Origin of the sequence: Nonomuraea sp. NPDC049269 (assembly GCF_043197155.1) — a bacterium.
GTDB lineage: Bacteria > Actinomycetota > Actinomycetes > Streptosporangiales > Streptosporangiaceae > Nonomuraea.
Genome location: NZ_JBICSO010000005.1, coordinates 812,286 through 837,765, shown reverse-complemented (window position 1 = coordinate 837,765; position 25,480 = coordinate 812,286). Strand labels below are relative to the sequence as shown.

Here is a 25,480-nt window from a genome sequence, read left to right as displayed (position 1 = left end):
CGTGTCCATCGAGTTCCGTGACGGGGTCGCCGTGGTCGACGGCGAGCCGCGGGTGCTCCTCACCGCCGACTACCCCTACTACCGCGACGACCCCGCCGTCTGGGTGGACCGGCTGCGGGCCGTACGCGACGAACTGGGCATCGAGGTGATCACCTGTTACCTGCCCTGGCGCCACCACCAGCCCGAGCCGGGCACGGCGCCCGACTTCACCGGCGCGACCCATCCGTCCAGGGACGTCATCGGCTTCCTGGCGCTCTGCCGGGACCTCGGGCTGAAGGTGGTGGCCAAGCCTGGCCCGTTCATCCACGCCGAGGTCACCTACGGCGGGCTGCCCGACTGGGTCTGCCCCGACGCGGACCCGGCGATCGAGGCGCTGCTCGACGCGTCGGGCGCCCCCTCCCGCTGGTCGGACTCCCCCGCGCACCGCCCCGGGCGCCCGCTGCCCGCGCCGCTGGGCGCCGCCTTCCTGGCCAGGGCCGGCGAGTGGCTGTCGGCGGTGGGCAAGGAGGTGATCGTGGACGGCGGCCCGGTCGTCGCGCTGCAGATCGCGAACGAAGGCATCTACACCAACGGCGCGCTGCCGCTGACCGCCTACGACTACAGCCCGTCCGGGCTGGCCTTCTTCCGTGACCGGCTACGTGCCTGGTACGGCACGCTCGATGCGTACAACCAAGCCCATCAGACGTCGTTCGGCGGGTGGACGGAGATCGAGCCACCGCGTCCGGAAGGGTCCGGTGCGCGGGCGAAGGCCGACTGGGGCCGCTGCCACGCCGAATACCTGGCGGCGGTCTACCAGGTCTCGGTGCGGGCAGTCGGCTCGGAACTGCCCGTGGTGGTCAACCTCAACCCGCCGACCGTGGCGGAGCTGGACGACTGGCTGGCCCGCGTCCGCCCCGAGCTGTGGGGCGGCATCTCCTACGGCTTCACCAACTGGATGGGCGTCGTCTCGGCCGACCCCGACGCGCAGGCCCGTTACGTGATCGCGGCCAAGCGCGCCCCCGGCCCCAACATGGAGGAGAACTGGGGCTTCTCCCAGCTCTACGACCCCGCCTACGTCGACGCGGCGACCAGCTTCCACCAGAGTCTGCTCGCCCTGGCCGCCGGGGCCACCGGCGTCAACCTCTACACCGGTGTGTCCACCTCCGGCTGGCTGCCCGACCTGGACTCCGCCCACACCGGCAGCTATCCCGACTGCGCGCCGATCGCGGCGGACGGCTCGCCCTCGGAGAAGGCGCCCGTGGTCCACGCGCTGGCGGGCTTCTTCGCCCGCCACGGGGCCGAGTTCCTGGAGTGCGTCCCGGTGACGTCGGAGGCCTTCGGGCTGTACCTGCCCTATGCCGGGATCGCCGCCCTGTCGGGCGCCGACGGCCCGCAGTGCGGCCGGACGCTGCGCGCCTTCCACGACCGGATGCGGGCGCGGTGCCGCGACTACGCGCTGCTCGACCTGGAGACGGTCACGCCGGACCGGCTGGCCGCCTTCGCGACGGTGACCGTGCCCGGCGGGCCCTTCATGCACCGCCACGTGCAGCGACTGCTGGCCGGCCATCTCGCCCGCGGCGGCCGGGTGCTGGTGGACGGCCCGGTGCCCACCCTCGACGAGAACATGGAGCCCTGCTCGCTCTTCCGCCCCTCCGAGCCGCTGCCCGCCACACCCGGCCCACTGTCCATCCTGAACGGCCGGGCGGACGCGTTCCTGCGCAGCCATCCGGACCGGGACGTCCACTACCTCACCGTGCTCGTCCAGGATGACAACGACGGCCCGGTCGGCGTACGGACCCCGCTCGGGGACGTCGAGGTCGTGGCCGCGCGGGGCGGGGCTGCGGTGCTCCGCCTGGCCGACGGCGAGCTCGGCGACCTGCTGGTGAAGGGCGTCAACGGGTGGCTGGACTCGGCGGTGGTGGCGCGCGCCACGTTCGCGGGCCGCACGGTCGCCGCGCCGCATCCCGCGGACCTGGTACGGATCGCCGGCCACCTCTTGGGTTGACCGTTTCCCGGTTTACGGTCTTGTTACGGTCAATGATTTCCTCGCCGTAACCCTTGGCAGTCAACCCAGCAGACACCTATGGTTCAGTGCAATGCCACACATTACTGACGAATCCATGGTGGCTGGGCGTCGAGGGATCTTCAGAAAGAAGGCGACATGAGGAGATCGGCTGCGCTTTCGAGCGTCGCGGTGACCGCCGTGCTGGCGCTCGCGGCCTGTGGCGGAGGCGGCGGCGCCGCGACCACCCCGGGGTCCGGGTCGTCGGCGAAGGCGGCCGCCACGGGCGGCACCGTGCACTTCCTGGTCAAGGCGGACTTCTCCCACCTGGACCCCGCGCGCGGCTGGGACGGCGGCGTCAACAACTTCTTCCGGCTCATCTACCGGGGTCTGACCACGTTCGGCGCGGGCCCCGGCGCGGAGAGCACGAAGATCGTGCCCGATCTCGCCACCGACACGGGCAAGCCGTCCGACGGCGCCAAGACCTGGACCTTCACCCTCAAGGACGACCTGTTCTTCGAGGACGGCACGCCGATCAACAGCGAGGCGGTGAAGTTCGGCGCATCGCGCGGCTTCGACCCCGAGGCCGGGATCGGCTCCCCGTACGCCAAGCTGCTCCTGGACGCGCCCAAGGACTACAAGGGGCCGTACCTGTCCGGCGACCTCGACACGATCGAGACCCCGGACGCCAAGACGATCGTCTTCCACCTCAAGAAGCCCTTCGCCGACTTCCCCAGCGCGCTGGCCATGGCCAACTTCACCCCCTTCCCCAAGGGGACCGGCGCGGCGGCCGCGTTCGACACCAAGCCGATCGCGTCGGGGCCGTACAAGCTGGCGAGCTACCAGCGCGGCTCCTCGCTCAAGCTGGTGCGCAACCCGCAGTGGAAGGCCGCCACCGACAATGTCAGGGCGGCCAAGCCGGACGCCTGGGAGTGGACGTTCGGGCTGGACCCGGCCACCATCGACGAGCGCATGCTGGCCGGGCAGGGCGCCGACGCCGACGCCGTCGCGGGCACGATCCAGGCGGCGACCGTGGCGCGGGTGCAGACTCCGCAGCTCAAGTCGCGCACGCTGAGCGGGCTCAACGGCTGCACCACCTACATGGGCCTGAACACCACCAAGAAGCCGCTGGACGACGTACGGGTGCGCCAGGCGATCAACTACGCCATCAACAAGGACACCGTGGTGGCCGGGATGGGCGGTACGAACCTGGCGGCCAAGGGCACCTCCATCCAGCCGCCGACGGTCGCCGGCCGGGTGGAGTACGACCCCTATCCCACCGACGTCGAAGCCGCCCGCAAGCTGCTCGCCGAGGCGGGCCAGGCGAACGGCTTCACCCTCACCCTCGACACCCGTCCGGACCCGAAGATGTCGGCGGTCGCCGTGGCCATCCAGGAGGCGCTCAAGGCGGTGAAGATCGACGTCAAGATCAACAACATCGACACCTCCACCTACTACGAGGTGATCGGCACACCCGCGCAGCAGCACGACGCCGCCGTCACCGGCTGGTGCCCCGACTGGGCGTCCGGCGCGACGTTCCTGCCGCCGCTGTTCGACGGCCGGAACATCACCGCCAAGGGCAACGCGAACCTCGCCCAGATCAACGACAAGGCGGTCAACGCGCGCATCGACGAGATCGCCGCGATGCCCGACGTCACGGCCGCGAACGCCGCCTACGGCGAGCTGGACAAGCAGATCATGAAGCTGGCGCCGATCGTGCCCCTTGCCTACGAGAAGTACGTCATCGTCGCGGGCGCCAACATCGCCGGCGCGTACCAGTCCGCGGCGTTCTCCGGCGGCATCGATCTGGTCTCCGTCGGACTGGCCAAGCCGAGCAAGTAGCCGACCATGACCACCACCACTCTCCCCCCGGCGGGCGCCCCCGTGGCGCCCGCCACCTCGGGCCGGCGGGTCGCGGGCGCGCTGCTGCACGACTGGGCCGCCGTGCTCTCCAGCGCCTTCCTCGTGCTGATCCTGCTGATGGCGATCTGCGCGCCGCTGATCTCCGCGATCACCGGTCACGGGCCGAACGACTTCGACAGCGCGGCCATCGACACCGACCTCGGCGGGCTGCCGCGCGGCTCGCTGGGCGGGATCAGCGCCGGCCACCCGCTCGGCGTCGAGCCGCAGAACGGCCGCGACATCCTGGCCCGCATCGCCTACGGCGCGCGCGTCTCGCTGCTGATCGCGGCCGCGGCCACCGTGCTCACCACCCTGCTCGGGGTGGTGCTGGGCATGCTGGCCGGCTTCTACCAGGGCTGGGTCGACCAGGTGATCTGCCGGATCATGGACTTCCTGATGGCCTTCCCCGCGCTGATCTTCATGATCGCGATCCTGTCCTCGCTGCCGTCGGGGAACCGCCCGGTGCTGCTGGTCGTGGTGATCAGCGTCTTCGGCTGGCCCTACCTGGCCCGGGTGGTGCGCGGACAGACGCTGACGCTGGTGAACAGGGAGTTCGTCGAGGCCGCCAGGGCCTCGGGCGCCTCCACGGGGGCCCTGGTGTTCAAGGAGATCCTGCCGAACCTGCGCAGCTCGCTGATCGTGATGACGACGCTGTCCGTGCCCGGCTACGTCGGCACCGAGGCGGGGCTGTCGTTCCTGGGCGTCGGCGTCACCCCGCCGACCCCGTCATGGGGGCAGATGATCTCCAGCTCGGTGGGCTGGTACGCCGTGGACCCGATGTACTTCGCGGTGCCCGGCGCCTTCCTGTTCTGCACCGTGCTGTCCCTGACCGTGCTCGGGGACCGCCTGCGTGCCGCCTTCGACGCCGGGGAGGCCTCCTGATGGCCCGTTATCTGGCCGGGCGGGTCGCCGGGATCGTGCTGATCCTGTTCCTGGTCTGCCTGTTCACCTTCGTCATCTTCTTCACGCTGCAGCCGGATCCGGCGGTGATGATCTGCGGGAAGACGTGCACGCCCGAGCGGATCGACCAGATCCACGAGGTGCTCGGGCTCGACCGGCCGTTCTTCGCCCAGTTCTGGACGTTCCTGATAGGCATCTTCGCCGGGCGGGACTACGGCTCGGGAGCCAACCTCGTCCACTGCGCGGCCCCCTGCCTGGGCTACAGCTTCCAGACCAATCAGTCGGTCTGGGAGATGGTCGTGGACCGGCTGCCGGTCAGCGCCACCGTCGCGATCGGCGCCGCGGTGCTCTGGCTGCTGGTCGGCATCGTGGCCGGGCTGGTCAGCGCGGTCAAGGAGGGCACCTGGTGGGATCGCGCCGCGATGGGGCTGGCGCTCGGCGGGTCGAGCATCCCCAACTACGTGCTGGCGCTGGCGCTGCAGTACGTGCTGGTGGTGTGGCTGCAGATCCTGCCCTTCCCGTCGGCGGTCGCCTTCTCCGACGGCCCGCTGCTCTGGTTCCAGTCGTATCTGATGCCGTGGGTCGTGCTGGCCACCGGCTACGCCTGTCTGTACGCCCGGCTGACCAGGGCCAACGTGATCGACACGCTGGCCGAGAACTTCATGCGCACGGCGCGGGCCAAGGGGCTGTCCCCCGCGCTCACCCTGCGGCGGCACGCGCTGCGGCCCGCGCTCACCCCGATCGCCACCATCTTCGGCATGGACTTCGCCGCCCTGCTGGGCGGCGCCCTCATCACCGAGACGGTCTTCGGCCTCAACGGGGTCGGCAAGATGGCCGCCGACTCGATCGCCAAGAACGACCAGCCGGTGATCATGGCGGTGACGCTGCTCGCCGCGTTCTTCGTGGTGGTGGGCAACGTGGTGGTGGATCTCGTTTACACCAGACTGGACCCGAGAGTGAGGATCACCGCGAAATGAGCGACCTGCTTGTCGTGGAGGACCTCACCGTCACCTTCCCCACCACGCGGGGACCGGTGGACGTGGTCAAGGACGTCTCCTTCACCGTCGCCGACGACGAGACCGTCGGCATCGTCGGCGAGTCCGGCTCCGGCAAGTCGATGACCAGCCTCGCGATCATGGGGCTGCTGCCCCGGGGCGCCGTGACCCGGGGCAGCATCCGGCTGGACGGCACCGAACTGCTCGGCCGGGCCGACAGGGACATGCGCCGGATCAGGGGTGACCGGGTCTCGATGGTCTTCCAGGACCCCCTGTCGTCGCTGAACCCGTACTACACCGTGGGCCTCCAGATCGAGGAGGTCTACCGGGCCCACCGGGGGCGCTCGCGCAAGGCGGCGCGCAAGATCGCGATCGAGGCGCTGGAGCAGGTGGGCCTGCCCGATCCGGAGCGGCGGGTGGACTACTACCCGCACCAGTTCTCCGGCGGGCAGCGGCAGCGCGTCATGATCGCGATGGCGCTGGTCTGCTCCCCCGCCCTGCTCATCGCCGACGAGCCGACCACCGCGCTCGACGTGACCGTACAGGCGCAGATCCTGCGCCTGCTCGCCGATCTGCGGCGGCGGAGCGGCACGGGGATGGTGTTCATCACGCACGACCTCGCGGTGATCAGCTCGATCGCCACCCGCGTCCTGGTGATGCGCCGGGGCGAGCAGGTCGAGTACGGCACCGCCGAGCAGGTCTTCGCAGAGCCGCGGCACACGTACACGCGCATGCTGCTGGAAAGCGTCCCCCGCATCGACGACTCCCCCATCGACTCCCCCAACGACGAGGTGATGTCATGAGTGAGCCCTTGCTGAGGGCGAGCGAGCTGACCAAGCGGTTCGTCACCCGCGGGCCGCTGGGCCGCAGGACCGCCTTCACCGCGGTCGACCGGGTCAGCTTCGACGTCCGGCTCGGCGAGACGCTGGCCGTGGTGGGCGAGTCGGGCAGCGGCAAGTCGACGACCGCCCGCATGGTGGCCCGGCTGATGGAGCCGAGCGCGGGCACCCTTACGTTCGAGGGCGAGGACATCACCGCCGCCAAGGGGCCCGCGCTGGCCCGCTACCGCGCCAACGTGCAGGTCGTCTTCCAGGACCCTTACTCCTCGCTGAACCCCCGCCACACGGTCGAGCGCATTCTGATGGCGCCGCTGGTCTACCAGGGGATCCCGCCGACCGGCGGGAAGCGGGCGCACGCCCGTGAGCTGATGGAGCGGGTCGGGCTCGACCCGGACCACTCGCAGCGCTACCCCGCGCAGTTCTCCGGCGGTCAGGCCCAGCGGATCGGCATCGCCCGCGCGCTGGCCGTGAACCCCAAGCTGGTGATCTGCGACGAGGCGGTGTCCGCCCTGGACGTCTCCGTGCAGGCCCAGGTCATCGAGCTGCTGCGGCGGCTGCAGGCGGAGAGCGGCTTCAGCTATGTCTTCATCGCCCACGACCTGGCGGTCGTCCGGCAGATCGCGCACCGGGTGGCGGTCATGAGCGAGGGCAGGATCGTCGAGCAGGGCCCGTCCGCCCAGGTGTTCGGCGACCCTCAGGACCCGTACACCCGCACGCTGCTGGCCGCCATCCCCCGCATCAATCCCGAATGGGACCGCAGGCGCCGTGAAGGGAGCCTCCGTTGACCACGTACACGATCCCCGGGATGCGCGTGCGCGACCACGTGGTGCCGGTGCCCCTCGACTGGTCGGACCCCGATGGGGACACGATCACGGTCTTCGCCCGGGAGCTGGCCGATCCGGTGCGGGCCGCCGAGGACCTGCCGTGCCTGCTGTACCTGCAGGGCGGTCCCGGCGGTAAGGGCCCGCGCCCGATCGGCACGAACGGCTGGCTCGGCCAGGCCCTCAAGACGCACCGGGTGATCCTGCTCGACCAGCGCGGCACCGGCCGCAGCTCCAGGATCGACGGGCGGGTCATCAGCGCGTTCGAGAGCGCGTGGGAGGCCGCCCTGTATCTCGCCCATTTCCGGGCCGACTCGATCGTCGCCGACGCCGAGCACCTGCGGACGACCCTCTTCGGCGGCCGTCGCTGGGAGACGCTGGGCCAGAGCTACGGCGGGTTCATCACGCTGACCTACCTGTCGCGGGCGCCGCAGGGGCTGAGCGCCTGCTACGTCACCGGCGGCCTGCCCGCCCTGGAGCCGGACGCCGCCGAGGTCTACCGGCGCACCTATCCCCGCGTCGCGGCCAAGAACGCCGAGTTCTACCGCCGCTACCCGCACCACCGCGAGACCGTGGCCCGCCTCGCCGACCGGCTGTCGGCCGAGGACGTCCTGCTGCCGGACGGCGACGTGCTCACGGTGCGGCGGCTGCAGTCGCTCGGCATCGACTTCGGCATGAAGCCGGGGTACGAGCGCATGCACTGGCTGCTCGACGAGGCGCTCGACGGCGAGCACCCGACGGAGACCTTCCTGCACCAGGTGCTGGCCCGCTCCTCCTACAGCGACAACCCGCTGTTCGCCGCGCTCCAGGAGAGCATCTACGGCTCGGCCCGGGGCGCCACCGGCTGGGCCGCCGAGCGCGAGCGCGCCCGCCGCCCCGCCTTCGCGGAGTCGGCTAGACCACTGCTGTTCACCGGGGAGATGATGTACCCCTGGATGTTCGAGGAGATCCGCGCGCTGCGCCCGTTCCGCGCGGCCGTGGAGCTGCTGGCCTCGCGGACGGACTGGCCGCCGCTCTATGACCCGGTACGACTGGCCGCCAACGAGGTGCCGCTGTCCGCCGCCGTCTACTACGACGACATGTACGTGGATTCCGGCCTGCAACTGGACACCGCCGCCCGGATCGGCAACGCCCAGGCGTGGGTCACCAACGAGTACGAACACGACGGCCTGGGCGAGGACCGCGTCTTCGCCCGGCTGACCGGACTGGTGCGGGACCTCGGAGGAGGCATCACAGGTGACTGACGACCATAAGCCGCCGAAACTTATCGATATCCCGGCGTTCACCGACTACATCGGCAAGGGCTGGGACATCCCCGACCGCACCCCGACCGTCGTCCCCGGTGCCGCCGAGGCCGCCGCCGCCCACCGGTTACGGCTCGCCGCCGCGCTCCCCGGCCGGACCGTCGTGGTGGCCGCGGGCCGGGCCCCGGTACGCAGCAACGACACCTCCTACGACTTCCGCCCCGGCAGCGACTTCTACTGGCTCACCGGCTGCGTGGCCGAGGAGGCTGTGGCGGTGGTCAGGGACGGCGACGCGGTCGTGTACCTGCCCGTCCCCGCCTATCCCGGCGAGACGGGGTTCTTCGCCGACGCCGCCCGCGGCGAGCTGTGGGTGGGCGCGGCCCCCGGTCTGGGCGAGTGGTCGGCGGCGCTGGGCGTCCAGGTCAGGCCGCTGGCGGACTTCGACGGCACGGTCTCCACCGATGAGGACGTCGCCAGGACGCTGGCCGAGCTGCGCATGATCAAGGACGACTGGGAGATCGGCCAGCTCCGGGAGGCCGTGGACAGGACGGTCGAGGGCTTCGCCGCCGTGCTCGCCGAGATCCCGGCCGCGATCGCCGGGGCGGGCGAGCGCTGGTTGCAGGGCACGTTCGACCGGTACGCCAGGGCGTACGGCAACGGCCCCGGCTACGCGACGATCGTGGGCAGCGGCCCGCACGCCCCGACCCTGCACTGGGTGCGCTGCGACGGCCCGGTGCTGCCGGAGGAGCTGCTGCTGCTGGACATGGGCGTGGAGGTACGCAGCCACTACACCGCGGACGTCACCCGCACCTTCCCCGCCTCCGGCACCTTCTCCCCCGCCCAGCGCCAGGTGCACGACCTGGTCGAACGGGCACACCGGGCGGGACTCGCGCAGGCCGGCCCCGGCCACCGGTTCACCGACTTCCACCACGCCGCCATGGAGGTCATCGCCCACGGGCTGGACGACTGGGGCATGCTGCCCGTCTCGGTGGACGAGGCGCTGTCTGAGCACGGCCAGCACCACCGCCGCTACCTCATCTGCGGCATCGGCCATCATCTCGGGCTGGACGTGCACGACTGCGCCAAGGCCGCGCCCGAGGCGTACCACGGGGCGCTCATCGAGCCGGGCATGGTGTTCACCGTCGAGCCCGGCCTGTACTTCCACGCCCACGATCAGACCGTGCCGCCCGAGCTGCGCGGGATCGGCGTGCGCATCGAGGACGACCTGCTGGTGACGGCGGACGGCATCGAGGTGCTCTCCGCCGCGCTGCCCCTGTCCGCGAGTGGCCTGGAGAACTGGCCAAAAAACGGCGAATGATACGAAACCACAGAAACTCCGGAGTCTGATCGTGTACGTTCCATCGTTTGCACGGCAGTGATCACATTCCGGCAGTAGGGGTTAAAGCATGTCTTCGTGGCCCGAGCGGCTCGAAACGGCGATCGGCATGTGGCGGCAGGGTGACCTGGACGGCGCGGCGGCGGTGGTGCGGGAGGTCGTGGTCTCCGGCGACGCGACCGTCGCCCTTGAGGCCTCACATCTGCTCGGCCGCCTCCTGCAGGACAGAGGTGATCTGGAAGGCGCGGGGGCGGCGCACCGTTCGGTGATCGCCTCGGGGCATCCGGTGTTCGCGCAGCGCTCCGCGATCTCCCTCGGCCTCATGCTGGTCGACGCCGAGCAGTGGGCGCTGGCCTGCCGCCCGTTGCGGCTCGCCGCCTCGGGTGCCGACGCCGACCTCTCGGTGATGGCCGACGTCGCCCTCGTACGTGTGCTGCAGCGGCTCGGCGACCTGGACGGCGCCGCGGAGGCGCTGGCGCGGGCCAGACGCGGCGACCACCCCGGGGTCGCCGAGCTCACGGAGGGCCTGGAGGACACGCGGTGGCCGGACGACGGCGGCGAGCGTGAGCGCGAGGCCTGGGACGCGTTCGAGGCCATCACCGGGCTGCTCGACGAGGACGACGGCTCGAACGACGAGATCATCCTGACCGGCCTGAACCGCATGCTCGCCCACGGGATGCCCGAGCTCTGCTCCCAGGCGGCGTTCCGGCTGTACTCGATCTACGCCGACCGGGCGGAGTTCGAGGACTGCCGCCGCGTCATGGAGCACGCGATCGCGGTCGGCGATCCGGCCGAGCGCGGCCTGGCCGAGAAGCTGCTCGGCGCGGTCCTGTTCGACCTGGGCGAGCTCGTCGAGGCCCGGGACGCCTACCGGCGCGCGGCCGAGGATCACCGGCCGGAGATCCGGCTCGACGCGCTCATCCAGGAGTCGAAGTTCACCCGCGAGCTCGGCGACGAGGAAGGCGCCCGGGCCGTCCTGTGGCGGGTGGTCGAGTCGGGGCACCCGCGGTTCGCGCTGGAGGCGCGGGCCTGCCTGGGCCAGGTGTACTCCGAGGCCGGGGAGGTGGACGAGGCGCTCGCCTGCTGGCGGGTGGTGCTCGGCGGCGACTCGGACTTCCACCAGGGCGCCGTGGCTTGCCTGGGCCTGCTGCTGCACGGGCTGGCCGGGGACGACCCGCGGCGGGCGGAGGTCGTCGCGCTGCTCGGGCAGGCGGCCGAGCTCGACGACGCCGACGTGGCCTTCCAGGCGCGGATGACGCTCGCGTACGCCGAGGGCGCCGTACGCGGCCCGGACGAGGCGCTGGAGCAGGCCGTCGACGACTGCGACGCCGCGCTGGAACTGATCCGCGCGGACGACCTCGCCCAGGCCCGCGTGCTGCTGCGCCGGGTGATCGACGCCGATGTCCCGCTCCAGTCCGCGCGTGCCTGCGCCATGCTGGCCACCCTGGAGTACGGCGAGGGCGACGTGGAGCAGGCGTACGAGCTGCTCGAGTACGTCGCGGACGGCGACGACTACGTCAACGGCTTCGCCGCCGCCGTGAACCGTCACCTCATCGCCGAGATCGGCGGGGCGCATCCGTCGCTCACCACCGAGAGCGGCGCGCCAGACTCGGCGCTCACCACCGAGAGCGGCGCGCCACGCCCGACGTCCGCCACCGGCGGCGGGGCGCCGCATCCGATGCTCGCCGCCCTGGTCGGCTACCAGCGGCTCGGCCGTGAGGCGGGGATCGCGGCCTATCAGGAGTGCGCCGGGCATCCCGACCCGGCCGTGTCCGCGCTGGCCAAGAGCATGCTCGCGCAGGTGTACGTGTCGCTCGGGGTGCCGCGTTCGCAGGGGATCGAGTTGCTCGGCGAAGCCGCCGCGGCCGGCGATCCGCTGGCGCTCTCGCACGCCGCCGTCATCTCCTCGATCATCCGCGAGGGCGACGAGGACGAAGAGCTCGTCGAGCTGCTGCGCCGCGCCCACGCGCACGGCCATCCGGCGCTGGCGCCGTGGGTGGCCCACGCGCTGGGCACGGCGCTCGAAGGTCAGGACGACGCCGACGGAGCCCTGGCCGCCTACGCGTCCGTCCGCGAGCATCCGGGCCTGGGCGCCGAGGCCGAGGCGAAGCTGCTGCACATCCTGGAGACCCGTCGCGACCTGCCCGGCGTGGCGGCCGTACACGAGCGGATCATGGCCCGCGGCGACCGGCTCCGGGCGCCGCGCAGCGCCTGGCTGCTCGGGTTCACCCGGGTCCGCATGGACGACTTCGAGGCCGCGCGCCACGCGTTCGACCAGGTCGGCGCGGACCATCCGGAGCTCGGCGAGGACGGCGTGTTCGCGCGCGGGCTGCTCGGCCACGACTTCGCGGGCGCCTCGGCCGTGCTGGCCGCCATCGGGGAGCGCGGTGACGACCACCGCTCGTTCATGAACACCTGGCTCGCGCTGGAGGCCGCCCACGCCTGGCAGCGCGCCGGGGACGTGGCGGCCGCCGACGCCGCGCTGTCCCTGGCGATCGCCTGCGGCCACCCGGAGCGCGTCCAGGAGGCCGCGCTGTATCTCGGCGCGCTGCGCAACGACGGGGGCGACCTCGCCGGCGCCGCCGCGGCGTGGACCGTCGCCGCCGACGGGGACAACGAGCACCAGGCGATGGTGGGCGCGAAGAGCCTCGGTGAGGCGCTGGCCTCACTCGGCGACCTGGTCGGCGCCGCCACGGCCTACCGGCGGGCCCTGGACGCCCTGGACCCGGACGACGACGACTACGTCCGGCTCCTGGACGTCCTGACCGGGGTACTCGTGGCCGCGGGCCAGGTGGCCGAGGCCCGGGACCTCCAGGTGTCCGCGACCGGCGACGGGCCGCACGTGCATCTGGTCATCGGCGCCGCGCTCGAAGAGGCCGGCGAGCTCGACGCGGCCGCCGCACAGTACCGGCAGGCGATCGACGGCGAGCCCGGCTCTGAGCCGGACACCGAGGTCGCCGCCACGGCGGGGGTCATGCTGGCCAGGCTGCTCGGCCGCCGGGGCGAGGCGGGGCGGGCCGCCGAGGCCGCCGCACGTGCCATCGCCTCCTTCGAACGGCTCGCCGCGGCGGGTGACGCGTCCTCCGGGGAGAACATCCCGCTCATCGCGTACGAACTCGGCGGCTACCTGACCGAAGCCGGAGACGCGGAGGGCGCGCGTACGGCGTACGAGCGGGCCGCCACCGCGGACGACCCCTCCATCCGGCTGCCCGCCAAGGAGCGCCTCGGCACCGCGAGCCCGGACGAACTGGCCATGCTCCGGCTGCACGAGAACGACCGGGCGGGAGCGCTGGAGCTCTTCACCCAGGCGTACGGCTCACCGGCGATCGCCGAGCTGCGCATCACCCTGTACGAAGGCGACCTCGCGGAGGTCCGGCCCCTGCTGGAGCGCGCGACGACCGCTGAGCGGGCAGAGGCGGCCGACCTCGTCCTCGGCGCCGCGCTGAAGCGGCTGCGCGCCGACGCGGACGGCGCACGCGAGCTGTACGAGCTGGTGCTGGAGTTCGGTACGCCCGAGCAGGTGGCCATCGCCTGCGACAACTTCGGCCTCGCCTACGACCTGGCCGGAGACACCGACGCCGCCGCCGAGACGCTCACGCTGGGCGCGGCCGTCGATCATCCGGCCGCGCTGACCTGCCTGCGCCGCCTGCTCGGCGTCCTGGCGCTGCGCGGGGACGTCGACGTCCTGGAGGCGGCCGCGCGGCGCGCGGTCGGCAGCGGCGACGCCGAGACGGTCACGCTGGGCGTCTGGACGCTGGGCGACGTGGCCAAGGCCCGCGGCGACCTCGCGGGGGCAGCGGCGGGCTATCGCGAGGCGATCGAGGGCGCCGACCCGGACACCGTCCCCTACATCCGGGTCGAACTCGGCCAGACACTCCACCAGCTCGGCGACACGACGGCCGCCCACCGCGAGATGGAAGCGGTGCTGACCTGCGACAACCCCGGCCAAGTACTGCTCGCGGGCATCCACCTGGGCGCCTGGCTGGCCGAGGACGGGCGGCTGGCCGGCGCTGCCGAGGCGTTCGGCGCCGCCGCGGCCGCCGGTCTCCGCCATCCAGCCCCGGGAGAACACGACCGCGAGTACCACGGGATGGCCCTGAACAACCTGGCCGCCGTCGCCTACGAGGCCGCCGAGGCGGGCGACCACACCGTGGCCGTCCGCGCACTGCACCTGGGGGCCGCGGGCGGGGCGCACGGCGACGCCGTGGAGCTGGCCAAGGAGCACGCGTCGGCCGCCGCCGAGCGGGGCGACCTGGACGCCGTCCGCACGTACTACAAGGGCGCCGCCGCCTTCCCCCCGGACGGCGACCCGCGCCTGCTGATCAAGCTCGCCGAACTCCTCACCGAGCACGGCTCCCCGGCCGAGGCCCGCGCGCTGCTGGAGCCCCTCACCACCGCGGACGACCCGCGCGTACGGCTGGCGGCGACCACGCAACTGCTGCCCCTGCTCAAGGAGATGGGCGAGGAGTACCTGGCCCTGGAACTCGCCGCCCGCGCCGCCGGCCACCCAACCCCCCAGCCCCCACTGGACGAACAGGACATCGTCGTCCCCGCCGGACTGCCCGGCAGCACGGAAGAGGACGAGGATGACGAAGGGGACGAGCGCCGGCGGGCCGAGCTGTTCTCCATCCTTGAGGCGTACGGCGACGAGGAAGGCCCGGGCACGCTCGACTCCCTGAGCTGGCTGATGCGCAACCAGTCCGGCACCCCCACCGCGGGCGCCGCGGGACGGCAGGTCATCCGGGCCGCCCGCGAGAGCGTCGCGGACGACTCCGCCGAGGCGCGCGCGATGCTGGAGCTGGTCGTCGAGTACGGCGATCCGGAAGAGGTGGCCACCGCCTACGACGACCTCGGCGACATCGCCTGGTATCACGACGACGACATGGAAGCCGCCGTCGCCGCCTACCGGAAGGGCTCCGAGGTCGATCATCCGGCCGCGCTGACCCCGCTGCGCAGCCTGATGCTGGCGCAGTTGCAGGTGAAGGACTTCGACGGCGTCGCGGCGACCGCCCAGCGCGCGGTGACCAGCGGCGACATGGAGACGATGGCCGCCGGTTACTGGATGTGGGGCGACGCCCGCCGGCACCGCGGCGACACCGACGCCGCCGTACGGCTGTACCGGCAGGCCGTCAACCTGGGGTCCGCGGAGCTCACTCCGCGTATCCGCGTCGACCTGGCCCGTACGCTGCGCGACCGTGGCGAGGGTGAGGCGGCCCGCGCCGAGCTCGGCGGCGCGGCTGACAGCGGCGACACGGATGTACGCGCGCAGGCGGGCAACCTGCTCGGCAAGTGGGCGTTCGAGGACGGCGACCTGGCGGCCTCGGCGGAGGCGTTCGGCCGGGTGGCCGCCATCGAGGTGGGCCCGGACGACCCCGACCTGCTGTCGGAGCTGGTCGAGATGGCCGCCGACAATGTGATCGTGGTCGCCAACCGGGCCTTCACCGAGGGCGACCACCAGGTGGCGGTCCGCGCGCTGGCGCTGGCCGCCCGGGCGGGCGAGGCGCAGGAGGCGCTCAAGGTGGCCGGGAAGCGCGCCACCGAGCTGGCCGAGGCGGGCGACCGCGCGAGCGCGGTGCTGTACATCGAGAGCGCCGTGGGCTTCCTGCCCGATCCCGACCCCGACCTGGAGATCCAGCTGGCCGATCTGTACGCCGCCGCCGGCGAGATCGCCGAGGCGCGGGCCAGGTACGAGCGGCTGGCCGACCACCCCGACGCCCACGTACGGCTGGTCGCCAGTGGCCGGCTGGTCCCGTTGCTGCGCGTGGCGGGAGACGCCGCCGGCTTGGCGGACGTCACCCAGCGCCTGACGGACGACGCCGCCGAAACCGACCTGGACCCGGGCGCGCAGGCCCTGCTGGCGAGCGTGCTGGGCCTGATGCAGAACGAGCACGGCGACAGTGAGGGCGCGCTGCGCACGTTGCGCCAGGCCGCGGCGAGCGGCGAACCAGCCGCCCTGGTCACGCTGGGGCAAGCGCTGGTGGACGCGGGTGAGGTGGCGGAGGCCCGAGAGGTGCTGGGCCGCGTCTCCGAAGCGGACAGCAGGCTCGGCCGCCGCGCCCTGGTCCTGCTCGGCCAGACCTATCACGACGAGGACGCGGGCCGGGCCCGCGAGCTGTACCAGCGCGTCGTGGAGATGGCGGGTGAGGCCGGCGGGTTGGCGACGGTGGTCGCCAAGATGTACCTGGGATCGCTGGCCAAGCGGGAGCGTGACTGGCCCGAGGCGCTGCGCTGGTACCAGCAGGTGATCGACTCGGGTGACGAGAACCAGGCGCCCCTGGCGGCCGCGCACCTGGGCGAGCTGGCGTACTGGCTGGGCGACCGCGGCTCGGCGGTGCGCTACTACGAGCTCACCCTGGCCACCGACACGCGGCAGCCCGACCTGGTGGGCGAGGCCGCCTACCGGCTGGGCGAGATCAAGCACGGCGACGGCGACCTGGACCTGGCCAGAAAGCATCTGCGGCGAGCGGTCGAATCGGGCGACGAAGGCTTCGCCGCCCAGGCCCAGACCCTGCTCGCCAAGCTCGGCGAGGGAGCCTGACAGCGAGGGAGCCTGACGCGGCTAGGCCAGGCGCAGGACGCCCTCCACCGCGGCCAGGGAGAGCGTCTTGTAGCCCACCGAGTCGAACAGGACCGTGATCCGGTCCGGCTCGCGGCGCATGACCGTCCCGCGCCCCCACGCGTTGTGCTCGACCTTCGCGTGCAGCGGGAACGGCCCGTCCCCGGTCGCGAGGGGCTCCGCGCCGTCCTGGCAGGTGTCGCAGGTGCCGCAGGCCGCGTCGTACGGTTCGCCGAAGTACTCCAGCAGGAAGCGGCGGCGGCACCCGGTCGTCTCCGCGTAGCCGCGCATCATGTCGATCCGCGAGTCGTCGACGCGATGGCGGATGTCGTCGAGCTCCACCGCCCGCGCGGCGGCCCGCTGCGGCGGCGGGCCGCCGCGCGCGTAACGCAGGTCGCCGGAGTCTGTGACCGTCACCGCCTCGGCCTGTTCCAGCAGGTTGACCAGGCTCGTCAGCTGCGAGGCGCTCACTCCCAGCAGGGCGCGCAGCTCGGTGGCGGGTACGGTGCCGCCGTGCTCCTTCACCAGGGTCGCCACCCGGGACAACGCCTCCGCGTCGGCCCGGCCGCTGGCGAAGAAGCGGCGCAGGCCGAGATCCTCCGAGCGGTAGAACAGCACGGCTGAAGCGGGCTTGCCGTCCCGGCCCGCCCGGCCGATCTCCTGGTAGTAGGCGTCGGGCGACTCGGGCGGCGACGCGTGCAGCACGTAGCGGACATCGGGCCGGTCGATGCCCATCCCGAACGCCGACGTGGCCACCACGGTGTCCACCGCGCCCGCCGTGAAGAGCCCGTGGACGCGGGTCCGCTCGGCCGTCCGCATCCCGGCGTGGTACGGCTCGGCGTGGCGGCCCAGCCCGGTCAGCAGCGCGGCGTACTCCTCGGCCTCGCGCCGGGTGGCGACGTAGACCAGGCCGAGCCCGTCGAGGGACGCGGCGTGCTCGGCCAGGGCCTGGCTCTTGTCGTCGTCGGTGACGAACCGGCGCACCTCCAGCCGGATGTTGGGCCGGTCGAACCCCCGCACGATCTGCACCGGGTCCTTCAGGCCGAGGGAGCGGACGATCTCCTCCCGGACGTTCGGCGCCGCCGTGGCGGTCATCGCCACCACCGGCGGGTGCCCCAGGCGCTCGATGACCTTGCCCAGCCGCAGGTAGTCGGGGCGGAAGTCATGCCCCCACGAGGAGACGCAGTGCGCCTCGTCGACCGCGATGAGCGACGGCTTCGCCTTGGCGAGCTGGGCGACGACGTCGGGCTTGGCGAGCTGCTCGGGAGACAGGAACACGAACTCCGCCTCCCCCGCCGTGACCTTCTCCAGCCCCGCCTTGACCGAGGAGGTGGAGTTGACCGCCACGGCGCCGCCCGCGTCGGCCTTCTGCAGGCCCATCACCTGGTCCCGCTGCAGCGCGATGAGCGGCGAGACGACCACGGTCGGGCCGTCGCGCAGTTGCGCGGGCACCTGGTAGACCGCCGACTTGCCGGCGCCGGTCGGCATGACCAGCAGCACGTCACGTCCGTCGAGCAGGTGTTCCATCGCCTCCTGCTGGCCCGGCCGCAGGTCCTGCCAGTCGAACGTCTGCCGGGCCGTCGCCCGCAGCCGCCGTCCCCGCCGCCCGAACCTGCTGTTGAGCCTCGCCAGTAATCCCATGCACCCCTCCTGGTTGTGCGCGGCCAGTACCCGCAGGCGCGCCCGCCGAACTCAGCGCGGCGCCCATTCGGGCAGCCAGCCGGGCCGGTGGCGGTAGCCGTACGCGAGGAGCCGGAGAACGTCGCAGGCCGGCCCCCTGTCACAGCTCTCGCCATGGCCGTGCTCGGCGAGCAGCCGCAGCTCGGCCTCACAGCGGGCCAGCACGTCACGGGGATCGTGGCGGGCGATGTGCACGGCGTCCCTCATGGACGGGCCGTCACCGGCGTCGCCGGTGATGCAGACCGCGCCGCGGAAGGCCGACGGGTCGCCGAAGCCGACGAACTCCTGCCCGTTGGTCATGGTGACGAAGTCCTCGCCGTCGTACCACTCCCTGACGGGGTCGTAGGACCACGGGCCGGGAGTCGCCGCCCCGGCGGTCGTGCTGTCGGCCTCGATCGTGGCGCGGAGCCAGGACAACAGATCGGTCAACGCTCGGCCCCGGTGTAGGTCCAGCCACCCTCGTGCCGGACGAAGCGGCTGTGCTCTTCCATGCTTCCCGGCTCGCCGGCGTCGGTGTAGTGGGCACGGAAGCGGACGGTGCCCTCGGTGTGGAAGACGGTGCCCCCGGTGGTCGCAAGTATCTCCAGGCGGGTCCAGCGCGTCGCCCGGTCCAGGTCGAGGCGCGGCGGGCGGGCCGCCGGATGCCAGGTGCGCAGGAGATATCCGGCATCGCCGACGCTGAAGGCGCTGAAGCGTGACCGCATGAGCGCCTCGGCCGTGGGCGCGGCGGTCAGGCCGCGGTGCAGCCGCCCGCAGCACTCCTGGTAGGTCGCCGGCAGCCCGCACGGGCACGGGGCGGAGGCGGGTTTCGCGTCACGTCGGGGCACGCCTCTCATTCTGCCTGCTCCCGAGGACCTTCAGCGCCCGCGGAATATCAGCTGGAACTGCCGGCGCGGCCACTTGCGGCGGAACGCCACCCGCTCGTTGACCTGGGGAAAGGGCTCGTCCGGCACGGGGACCCCGAGGAAGGCGCACAGCGGCCCCCAGCCCTCCCGGACGTCGAAGACCAGCAGCCGCCCGGCCGGGATCGCCGCCCGCACCTCCGCGACGTGCCGTTCGAAGACCTCCACGACGTACGCCGGATCGTCGATGCGGCCGTCGAAGATCCGGTCCATGACGGTCGCCCTGGCCATGCGCGGGTAGAGGGCGAAGTCCGGCACCCGGCGCGCCACCAGCCACCGGATGATCCGGCGGCGCACCGGCAGCGGGCGGCGTTCGGCCAGGGCGCTGGCGAAGATGGTGTCGCTGACGCTGTCGTACCACCGCCGCGGGTCGCGGACGGTGAGGATGACCTTCGCCTCGGGAAAGTGCTCGGCCAGCTCCCGCCAGTAGGAGGCGGCGGGCCAGTCCACGGCCGACTGGAAGCCGGCGAACATCTCGTCCCAGTCGTGGGCACGGCCCTCGCCGACGTCGAGCCACTGGCGGACCCGGAACGGCTCCGCGATGACCACGGACATGTGGTAACAGGGGCCGTAGCCCAGCATGTCCAGCGCCGCCTTCAGCGACGCCGTGCCCGTCCTGCCGAAACCCGCACCGATCACCTTCACATCGCGCTCCCCTCTCTGATCGGTCTCTGATGTGCGTTGCCTAACGTCTCGGTGGGACGACAAGCCGGTTATATGACCAATAAACGATCACTGCAAGGGTGAGGAGCCGATCATGTTGTTCCCGCATCCTCTGCTCGACGCGCTGCGGGACTCGCCCGGGAGCACGGCCTTCGAGCACGGTTCCCGGACCGTGTCACGCGGTGAGCTGCTGGAGCTGATCCGGCGGCTGGCGGGCGCGCTGGCCGCGGCCGGGCTGGGGCCCGGCCGGGGCGTCGCCGTCCGGACCGGTGTCTCGCCGGAGGCGTTCGCCGCGCACCTGGCCGCGCACGCGCTCGGCTGCCGTGTCGTGGGGGTCCGGCCCGGGTACCCGGCCGGGCAGCTCGCCCACGTGCTCGGCATGGAGATCGACGCCCTCCTGGTCGACGGGTCGACCGCGACACCCGGGCTGCTCACGGCCGCCGGGCCGCTTCCCGTGCTGCCGTTGGCGGAGTTGCTGGCCCGCCCCGACGACGGCCGGCCCCTCACCGTCACGGCCCGCCCGGACGACGTGGCCGCCCTGACCTTCACCAGCGGCAGCACCGGGCGGCCCAAGGGCTGTGCGATCACCTACCGCGCGCTGAGCGGGCACTGGGCGTGGCAGCCCCGCGTCTGGGGCCCGGTCGCGGCCGAACTCGCCGCCGCCTTCGAGCGCTACCTGCTGTTCGGCACGCTGGCCAGCATGGTCGTCCTGGAGTTCCTGGCGCCGTGCCTGCTGGGCGGCGGCACTGCGGTGATCCCCGAGGACGACGGGCGGCCCGTCTTCCCGTACGCGATCGAGCGCTACCGGATCACCGGCTCCATCATCACCGTGCCCCGGCTGTACCAGATGCTCGGCCTGCTGCGCGATGAGGCGGTGGACGTCGGCAGCCTGCGCGCGCTGATGGTCTCCGGGTCGCCGATCAGCCCGTCCCGGCTGGCGGCCGCGGCGAAGCGGCTCGGTCCCGTGATCTACCAGGGGTACGGCCAGACCGAGGCGGGCAACATCGCGATGCTCACACCCGATGACATCGCCCACGGCCCGGCCCGCCTGCTGGCCTCGGTCGGCCGGCCGCATCCGGGGGTCGAGATCAGCGTCCGGGACGAGGCGGACCGGGAGGTGGCCGCGGGCGGGACCGGCGAGATCTTCGTACGCAGCCCGTACCTGATGTCCGGCTACTGGGGGCAGCCGGAGGAGACCCGCGACACGCTGCGGGACGGCTGGCTGCGCACCCGCGACCTCGGCCACGTGGACGAGGAGGGCTACCTGTACCTGGTCGGCCGGACCCGCGATGTGATCATGGTCAACGCGATGGTGGTGTACGCGGGGCCGATCGAGCAGGTGCTGACCGGTCATCCCGACGTGGAGGAGGCGTACGTGGCCGGGGCTCCGGACGAGCTGACCGGGGAGGCCGTCCACGCGTTCGTGGTGCCGGCCGCCGGGCGGGACCCGGACCACGACGCGCTGACCGCCCTGGTACGCGCCGAGCTCGGCGCGGACAGCGTCCCCCGGACGATCACGGTGGTGTCCGCCGTCCCGGTCGCCGCGAGCGGCAAACCGGACAAGCGTGCCCTGCTGGACCGGCACGGCGGGCGGATGTTCTGAGCATTTTCTGAGAATTGCCAGCCAACACTGCTGTTGTCCGTTCAACCACATCGCTGTGACGGAGGCATCCGTGCCGGACAACGCCCTCGACTATCTGGTGATCGGCGCCGGCCCGGCTGGGCTGCAGCTGGGATATTTCCTGGAGAAGGCGGGGCGGTCGTACCTGATCCTCGAAGCCGGTCCCACGCCGGGCATGTTCTTCCGGACCTTCCCCCGCCATCGCACGCTCATCTCGATCAACAAGAAGCACACCGGATCCTCCGACCCGGAGCTCAACCTCCGGATGGACTGGAACTCCCTGCTGTCGGATGACCAGGATCTGCTCTTCACCCGCTACAGCGACCGGTACTTCCCCGCCGCTGACGACATGGTCCGCTACCTCGCCGACTTCGCCGCCGCCTGGGGCCTGCGGATCGTCTACGACGCCCGCGCCGCCCACATCACCCGCGCGCCCGGCGAGGGGCCCTTCCAGGTGAGCGACGAGCGCGGTCGGACGTACGAGGCGAAGCGCCTGATCGTCGCGGCGGGGGTCACCCGGCCCAACATCCCGGAGATACCGGGCATCGAGACGGCCGAGCCCTACGGCATCGCCGCCACCGACCCGTCCGGCTACGTCAACCAGCGGGTGCTCGTCATCGGCAAGGGCAACTCGGCCTTCGAGACGGCCGACAACCTGGTGGAGACCGCCGCGGTGATCCACGTCGCGGGGCCGAACTCCGTACGGATGGCGTGGCGCACCCACTTCGTCGGGCACCTGCGCGCGGTCAACAACAACTTCCTCGACACCTACCAGCTCAAGTCCCAGAACGCGGTGCTGGACGGCTCGGTCAGGCGGATCGAGCAGCAGGCCGACGGCTCGTACCTGGTGACGGTGAGCTTCGCCCGCGCCGACGAGGTCACCAAGGACATCCCGTACGACCGGGTGATCGTCTGCACCGGCTTCCGGTTCGACGCCTCGATCTTCGATGACGGGTGCCGCCCGGAGCTGATGATCCAGGACAGGTTCCCGGCGCTCACCCCCGCCTACGAGTCGGTCAGCGTGCCCGGCCTCCACTTCGCCGGGACGCTGACGCAGTCCCGCGACTTCAAGCGCGGCACCAGCGGCTTCATCCACGGCTTCCGCTACGGCACGCGCTCGCTGCACCGCATCCTGGAGAACAGGTACCACGGCGTCCCGTGGCCGGCCCGCGAGCTCGCGGCCACCCCGGAGGCCATGGCGGCGGCGGTGCTCGAACGGGTCAACCGCTCCTCGGCGCTGTGGCAGCAGTTCGGCCTGATGGCCGACGTCATCGTCCCCGACGGCCGGGGCGGGGCGCGCTACCTGGAGGAGCTGCCGGTGGATCTGGAGGGCCCGCCGATCGGCGACGGCGGCCACTACGCGATCACGCTGGAGTACGGCCCGGAACACGACAAGGTGGACCCCTTCGACATCGCGGTCGGCCGGATCCGGCAGAGCGACTCCGCCCGCGCCCACGAGGGCCACTACCTGCACCCGGTGGTGCGGCATCACCGGCCCGGCACGCCGCCCGCCGTCCACCACATCACCGAGAACCTGGAGAACGAGTGGACCTCCCCCGAGGTGCACCTGGAGCCGCTCCGGGCCTTCTTCGCCCGCCAGGTCGCCTCGGTACCGGCGTGATGGAGACCTTGGGCGAGTTCGAGGCCGCGGCCCGCTCTCGCCTCGATCCCGCGTACTACGACTACTTCGCCGGCGGGGCCGGTGACGAGGTCACGCTGCGGGCCAACGAGGCGGCCTTCGACCGGCTCGCGCTGCTGCCGCGGGTGCTGCGCGGCGCCGGGAAGCTCCAGCTCGACGTCACCCTGCTGGGCAGCCACGCGGCCATGCCCGTGCTGGTGGCGCCGACCGCCTTCCACCGGCTCGCCGACCCCGAGGGCGAGCGGGCCACGGCGCGGGCGGCCGGGACCGCCGAGACGATCATGATCGTCAGCATGGCGTCCACGGTCGCCGTCGAGGACGTGGCCGCGGCGGCGCCCGGGGCCGAGCTCTGGTTCCAGCTCTACCTCCAGCCGGACGCGGCCTTCACCGAGACGCTCGTCCGGCGGGCCGAGGCGGCCGGCTGCAAGGCGCTGGTCGTCACGGTGGACTCCCCCACCCTGGGGGCGCGGGCCCGGGACCGGCGCAACGGCTTCCACGACCTGCCCGAGGGCATGTGCTGCGAGAATCTGCGCGACGGCGCGCGAGTACGGCCGATCGTCATGTCACCGGAGCTCTCCTGGACGCACATCGACCAGCTCAGGGAGATGACGCGGCTGCCGATCGCGCTCAAGGGCGTCGCGCATCCCGCCGACGCGCGCCTGGCGCTCGACCACGGCGTCTCCGCGCTGCTGGTCTCCAACCACGGCGGCCGGCAGCTCGACACGGTCCCGGCGGCCATCGACCTGCTGCCGGACATCGTGAGCGCCGTCGGCGGAGCCATCCCCGTGCTGCTGGACGGCGGTGTCCGGCGGGGCACCGACGTGCTGAAAGCGCTGGCGCTGGGCGCAGCGGCGGTCGCGGTCGGCCGTCCGGTGATCTGGGGCCTGGCGGCGGACGGCGAGCGGGGCGCGGGCCGCGTGCTCAGCCTGCTGCGCTCGGAGGTGGAGCGGGCACTCACCCTGTGCGGCTGCGCGTCGATCGACGAGCTCGAACCGGGGATGGTGCTACGCGCATGCTGACCGTGGTGACTGGCGCGGTGGCCGCGGCGCTGGCCGTCATCGCCGTGCTGAGCCTGCCGTGGTGGCTGCCCGGCCGGGTCGTGGCGCTGCGGGTACGCGTCTTCAACCGGGTCAACGGGGACGAGGGCATCCCCGTGCCCGGCGACCTGGTCGGCGTCGAGCGGTTCAGGGAGGTCTACTCCCACCCGGCGGCCGGTGGCCGGAGCAAGGGCGCCGCCCTGTCGGACCTGTTCTGGTACTGGCTGGCGCCCGGCCCCGAGATGCACCAGGAGCACCTGGAGGCGGGGGAACGGTATGACGCCGTCGCCCGGGCCACGCGCGGCTTTATGTCCGTACCGCGTACGGAAGCGGAGGAGCTGACCCGCCGCTGCGTCGCGCGGACGCTGCGGGACGCGCGCGGGCTGGTCCGGCTGCGCGACCTGATGATGCCGCTCTGGGCGGAGTTCTCCTACGAGCTCGTCTTCGGCAGGCGGTGCCCGCGGGTGGCCCGCGACCTGATCATCGGCAACGCGAACGACGTCGTCACCGCGCTCAAGGGCTGCGGGCTGCGGCACATGGACCGGCGTGACCGGCTCACCGCGTATCTGGTGGACCAGTTGCCGCGGGTGCGGCACCCGCTTCCCGAGGGCTTGTCGGCCAGGGAGCAGGCGCTGTACCTGCAGGGAGCCTTCTTCAACACGGCGGTCGTCCAGTTGTCGGAGGCCATGGCCCACCTGCTGATGGTCCTCGCCCAGCACCCGGACGTACAGGCCAGGGCGCTGGCGAGCGGCCCCCGCTACCTCGACCAGGTGATCTCGGAGACGCTCCGGCTCTACCCGCTCTTCGGCGTCGCCCACCGCGTCACCACCGGCGAGATCCCGCTCGACGAGCAAACGGCGATCCCGGCCGGCTCGGTGCTGTGCTTCAACTACCCCGAGTTCCACCGCGCGGGCTTCACCGACCCCGGCCGCTTCGACCCGGGCCGATTCGACCATGAACGCAGCCATCCCGACCACGCCTCGGCCCGGGAGCTCAACCACATCCCGTTCGGCATCGCCGCCAACCGGCCCTGCCCGGCCTGGCGGCTGGCGCCGATCGCCATGCGGGTCGCGGCGGAGGAGATCCTGCGCCTGTACGCCCTGGACTCCACCGCCGCCCACACCCGGTCCCTGCCCAACCGGGGCCCGTGCCTGCTCACCCCGCGGTACGCCCCCAGGAGTGCCGCCCACCGGCCGCTGCTGCTGTTCGTACGGTTCCGCGACCGGTGGGAGGACGTCTGGCGCAGCCTCGTCCAGCTCGTCCTCGGCAGCTACATGGTCTGGGACGCGCGCAGGCAGCGGCTGTGCGAGCGCTATTTCGCGGATGACGGCCAGCCGGTCTCTCACTGATCGTCCGGATTACGA

17 protein-coding genes are annotated in these 25,480 nt (G+C 72.4%); 13 read left to right on the top strand and 4 right to left on the bottom strand.

From position 1 onward, the window contains the following. Position 1 precedes the first annotated feature (1 nt). The 9 genes from ACGFNP_RS31320 to ACGFNP_RS31280 all read left to right on the top strand — a co-directional run bounded on the left by ACGFNP_RS31320 (position 2) and on the right by ACGFNP_RS31280 (position 16,556). On the top strand, positions 2-1,984 hold the full coding sequence (locus tag ACGFNP_RS31320) for a beta-galactosidase (RefSeq protein ID WP_393324979.1): 1,983 nt from the start codon (positions 2-4) through the stop codon (positions 1,982-1,984). A 156-nt stretch (positions 1,985-2,140) separates the two neighbouring features. Beyond that, on the top strand, positions 2,141-3,823 hold the full coding sequence (locus ACGFNP_RS31315) for an ABC transporter substrate-binding protein (protein ID WP_393324977.1): 1,683 nt from the start codon (positions 2,141-2,143) through the stop codon (positions 3,821-3,823). A gap of 6 nt (positions 3,824-3,829) precedes the next feature. Continuing rightward, the gene (locus tag ACGFNP_RS31310; protein WP_358325730.1) at positions 3,830-4,765 is read left to right on the top strand and encodes an ABC transporter permease; all 936 of its coding nucleotides are present in this window, start codon (positions 3,830-3,832) and stop codon (positions 4,763-4,765) included. Beyond that, complete coding sequence (locus ACGFNP_RS31305; RefSeq protein ID WP_358325727.1) at positions 4,765-5,760, top strand: ABC transporter permease; 996 nt, start codon at positions 4,765-4,767, stop codon at positions 5,758-5,760. Before ACGFNP_RS31310 ends, ACGFNP_RS31305 begins: the two co-directional genes overlap by 1 nt. After that, positions 5,757-6,581, top strand: a complete 825-nt coding sequence (locus tag ACGFNP_RS31300) for an ABC transporter ATP-binding protein (RefSeq protein ID WP_393324974.1) — start codon at positions 5,757-5,759, stop codon at positions 6,579-6,581. Before ACGFNP_RS31305 ends, ACGFNP_RS31300 begins: the two co-directional genes overlap by 4 nt. Further along, positions 6,578-7,402, top strand: a complete 825-nt coding sequence (locus tag ACGFNP_RS31295) for an ATP-binding cassette domain-containing protein (RefSeq protein WP_393324972.1) — start codon at positions 6,578-6,580, stop codon at positions 7,400-7,402. The genes ACGFNP_RS31300 and ACGFNP_RS31295 overlap by 4 nt, the downstream gene beginning before the upstream one ends. After that, positions 7,399-8,682: an alpha/beta fold hydrolase gene (locus ACGFNP_RS31290; protein WP_393324970.1), complete on the top strand. Its 1,284-nt coding sequence runs from the start codon at positions 7,399-7,401 to the stop codon at positions 8,680-8,682. The genes ACGFNP_RS31295 and ACGFNP_RS31290 overlap by 4 nt, the downstream gene beginning before the upstream one ends. Next, positions 8,675-10,000, top strand: coding sequence for an aminopeptidase P family protein (locus tag ACGFNP_RS31285; RefSeq protein WP_393324968.1), 1,326 nt, complete (start codon positions 8,675-8,677; stop codon positions 9,998-10,000). Before ACGFNP_RS31290 ends, ACGFNP_RS31285 begins: the two co-directional genes overlap by 8 nt. An 88-nt stretch (positions 10,001-10,088) precedes the next feature. Continuing rightward, complete coding sequence (locus ACGFNP_RS31280; RefSeq protein ID WP_393324966.1) at positions 10,089-16,556, top strand: hypothetical protein; 6,468 nt, start codon at positions 10,089-10,091, stop codon at positions 16,554-16,556. A 21-nt stretch (positions 16,557-16,577) separates the two neighbouring features. Here the strand turns inward: ACGFNP_RS31280 and ACGFNP_RS31275 are convergent, their stop codons facing one another. From ACGFNP_RS31275 to ACGFNP_RS31260, 4 genes are read right to left on the bottom strand one after another with little or no spacing between them, the layout of a single operon-like run. Continuing rightward, positions 16,578-18,215 (bottom strand): RecQ family ATP-dependent DNA helicase, encoded by a 1,638-nt coding sequence (locus tag ACGFNP_RS31275; protein WP_358325710.1) that lies wholly within the window; start codon positions 18,213-18,215, stop codon positions 16,578-16,580. 51 nt (positions 18,216-18,266) lie between these two features. Next, a complete protein-coding gene (locus ACGFNP_RS31270) occupies positions 18,267-18,683 on the bottom strand; it encodes a DUF6221 family protein (RefSeq protein WP_393324963.1) in 417 nt (138 codons plus the stop codon). Then, entirely contained in the window at positions 18,680-19,090 is a 411-nt protein-coding gene (locus ACGFNP_RS31265) for a YchJ family protein (protein ID WP_393324961.1), read from the bottom strand. The genes ACGFNP_RS31270 and ACGFNP_RS31265 overlap by 4 nt, the downstream gene beginning before the upstream one ends. Positions 19,091-19,111: 21 nt before the next feature. After that, a complete protein-coding gene (locus tag ACGFNP_RS31260; protein WP_393324959.1) occupies positions 19,112-19,801 on the bottom strand; it encodes a sulfotransferase family protein in 690 nt (229 codons plus the stop codon). 112 nt (positions 19,802-19,913) lie between these two features. Between ACGFNP_RS31260 and ACGFNP_RS31255 the strand changes: the two genes are divergently transcribed. The 4 genes from ACGFNP_RS31255 to ACGFNP_RS31240 all read left to right on the top strand — a co-directional run bounded on the left by ACGFNP_RS31255 (position 19,914) and on the right by ACGFNP_RS31240 (position 25,465). Further along, positions 19,914-21,422 (top strand): class I adenylate-forming enzyme family protein, encoded by a 1,509-nt coding sequence (locus tag ACGFNP_RS31255; RefSeq protein WP_393324957.1) that lies wholly within the window; start codon positions 19,914-19,916, stop codon positions 21,420-21,422. Between the two features lie 70 nt (positions 21,423-21,492). After that, positions 21,493-23,061: an NAD(P)-binding domain-containing protein gene (locus ACGFNP_RS31250; RefSeq protein WP_358325697.1), complete on the top strand. Its 1,569-nt coding sequence runs from the start codon at positions 21,493-21,495 to the stop codon at positions 23,059-23,061. Further along, positions 23,061-24,098 carry an alpha-hydroxy acid oxidase gene (locus tag ACGFNP_RS31245; protein ID WP_393325099.1) on the top strand — a complete coding sequence of 346 codons (1,038 nt, stop codon included), beginning with the start codon at positions 23,061-23,063 and terminating at the stop codon, positions 24,096-24,098. Before ACGFNP_RS31250 ends, ACGFNP_RS31245 begins: the two co-directional genes overlap by 1 nt. Continuing rightward, on the top strand, positions 24,092-25,465 hold the full coding sequence (locus ACGFNP_RS31240) for a cytochrome P450 (protein WP_393324955.1): 1,374 nt from the start codon (positions 24,092-24,094) through the stop codon (positions 25,463-25,465). Before ACGFNP_RS31245 ends, ACGFNP_RS31240 begins: the two co-directional genes overlap by 7 nt. Positions 25,466-25,480 lie beyond the last annotated feature (15 nt).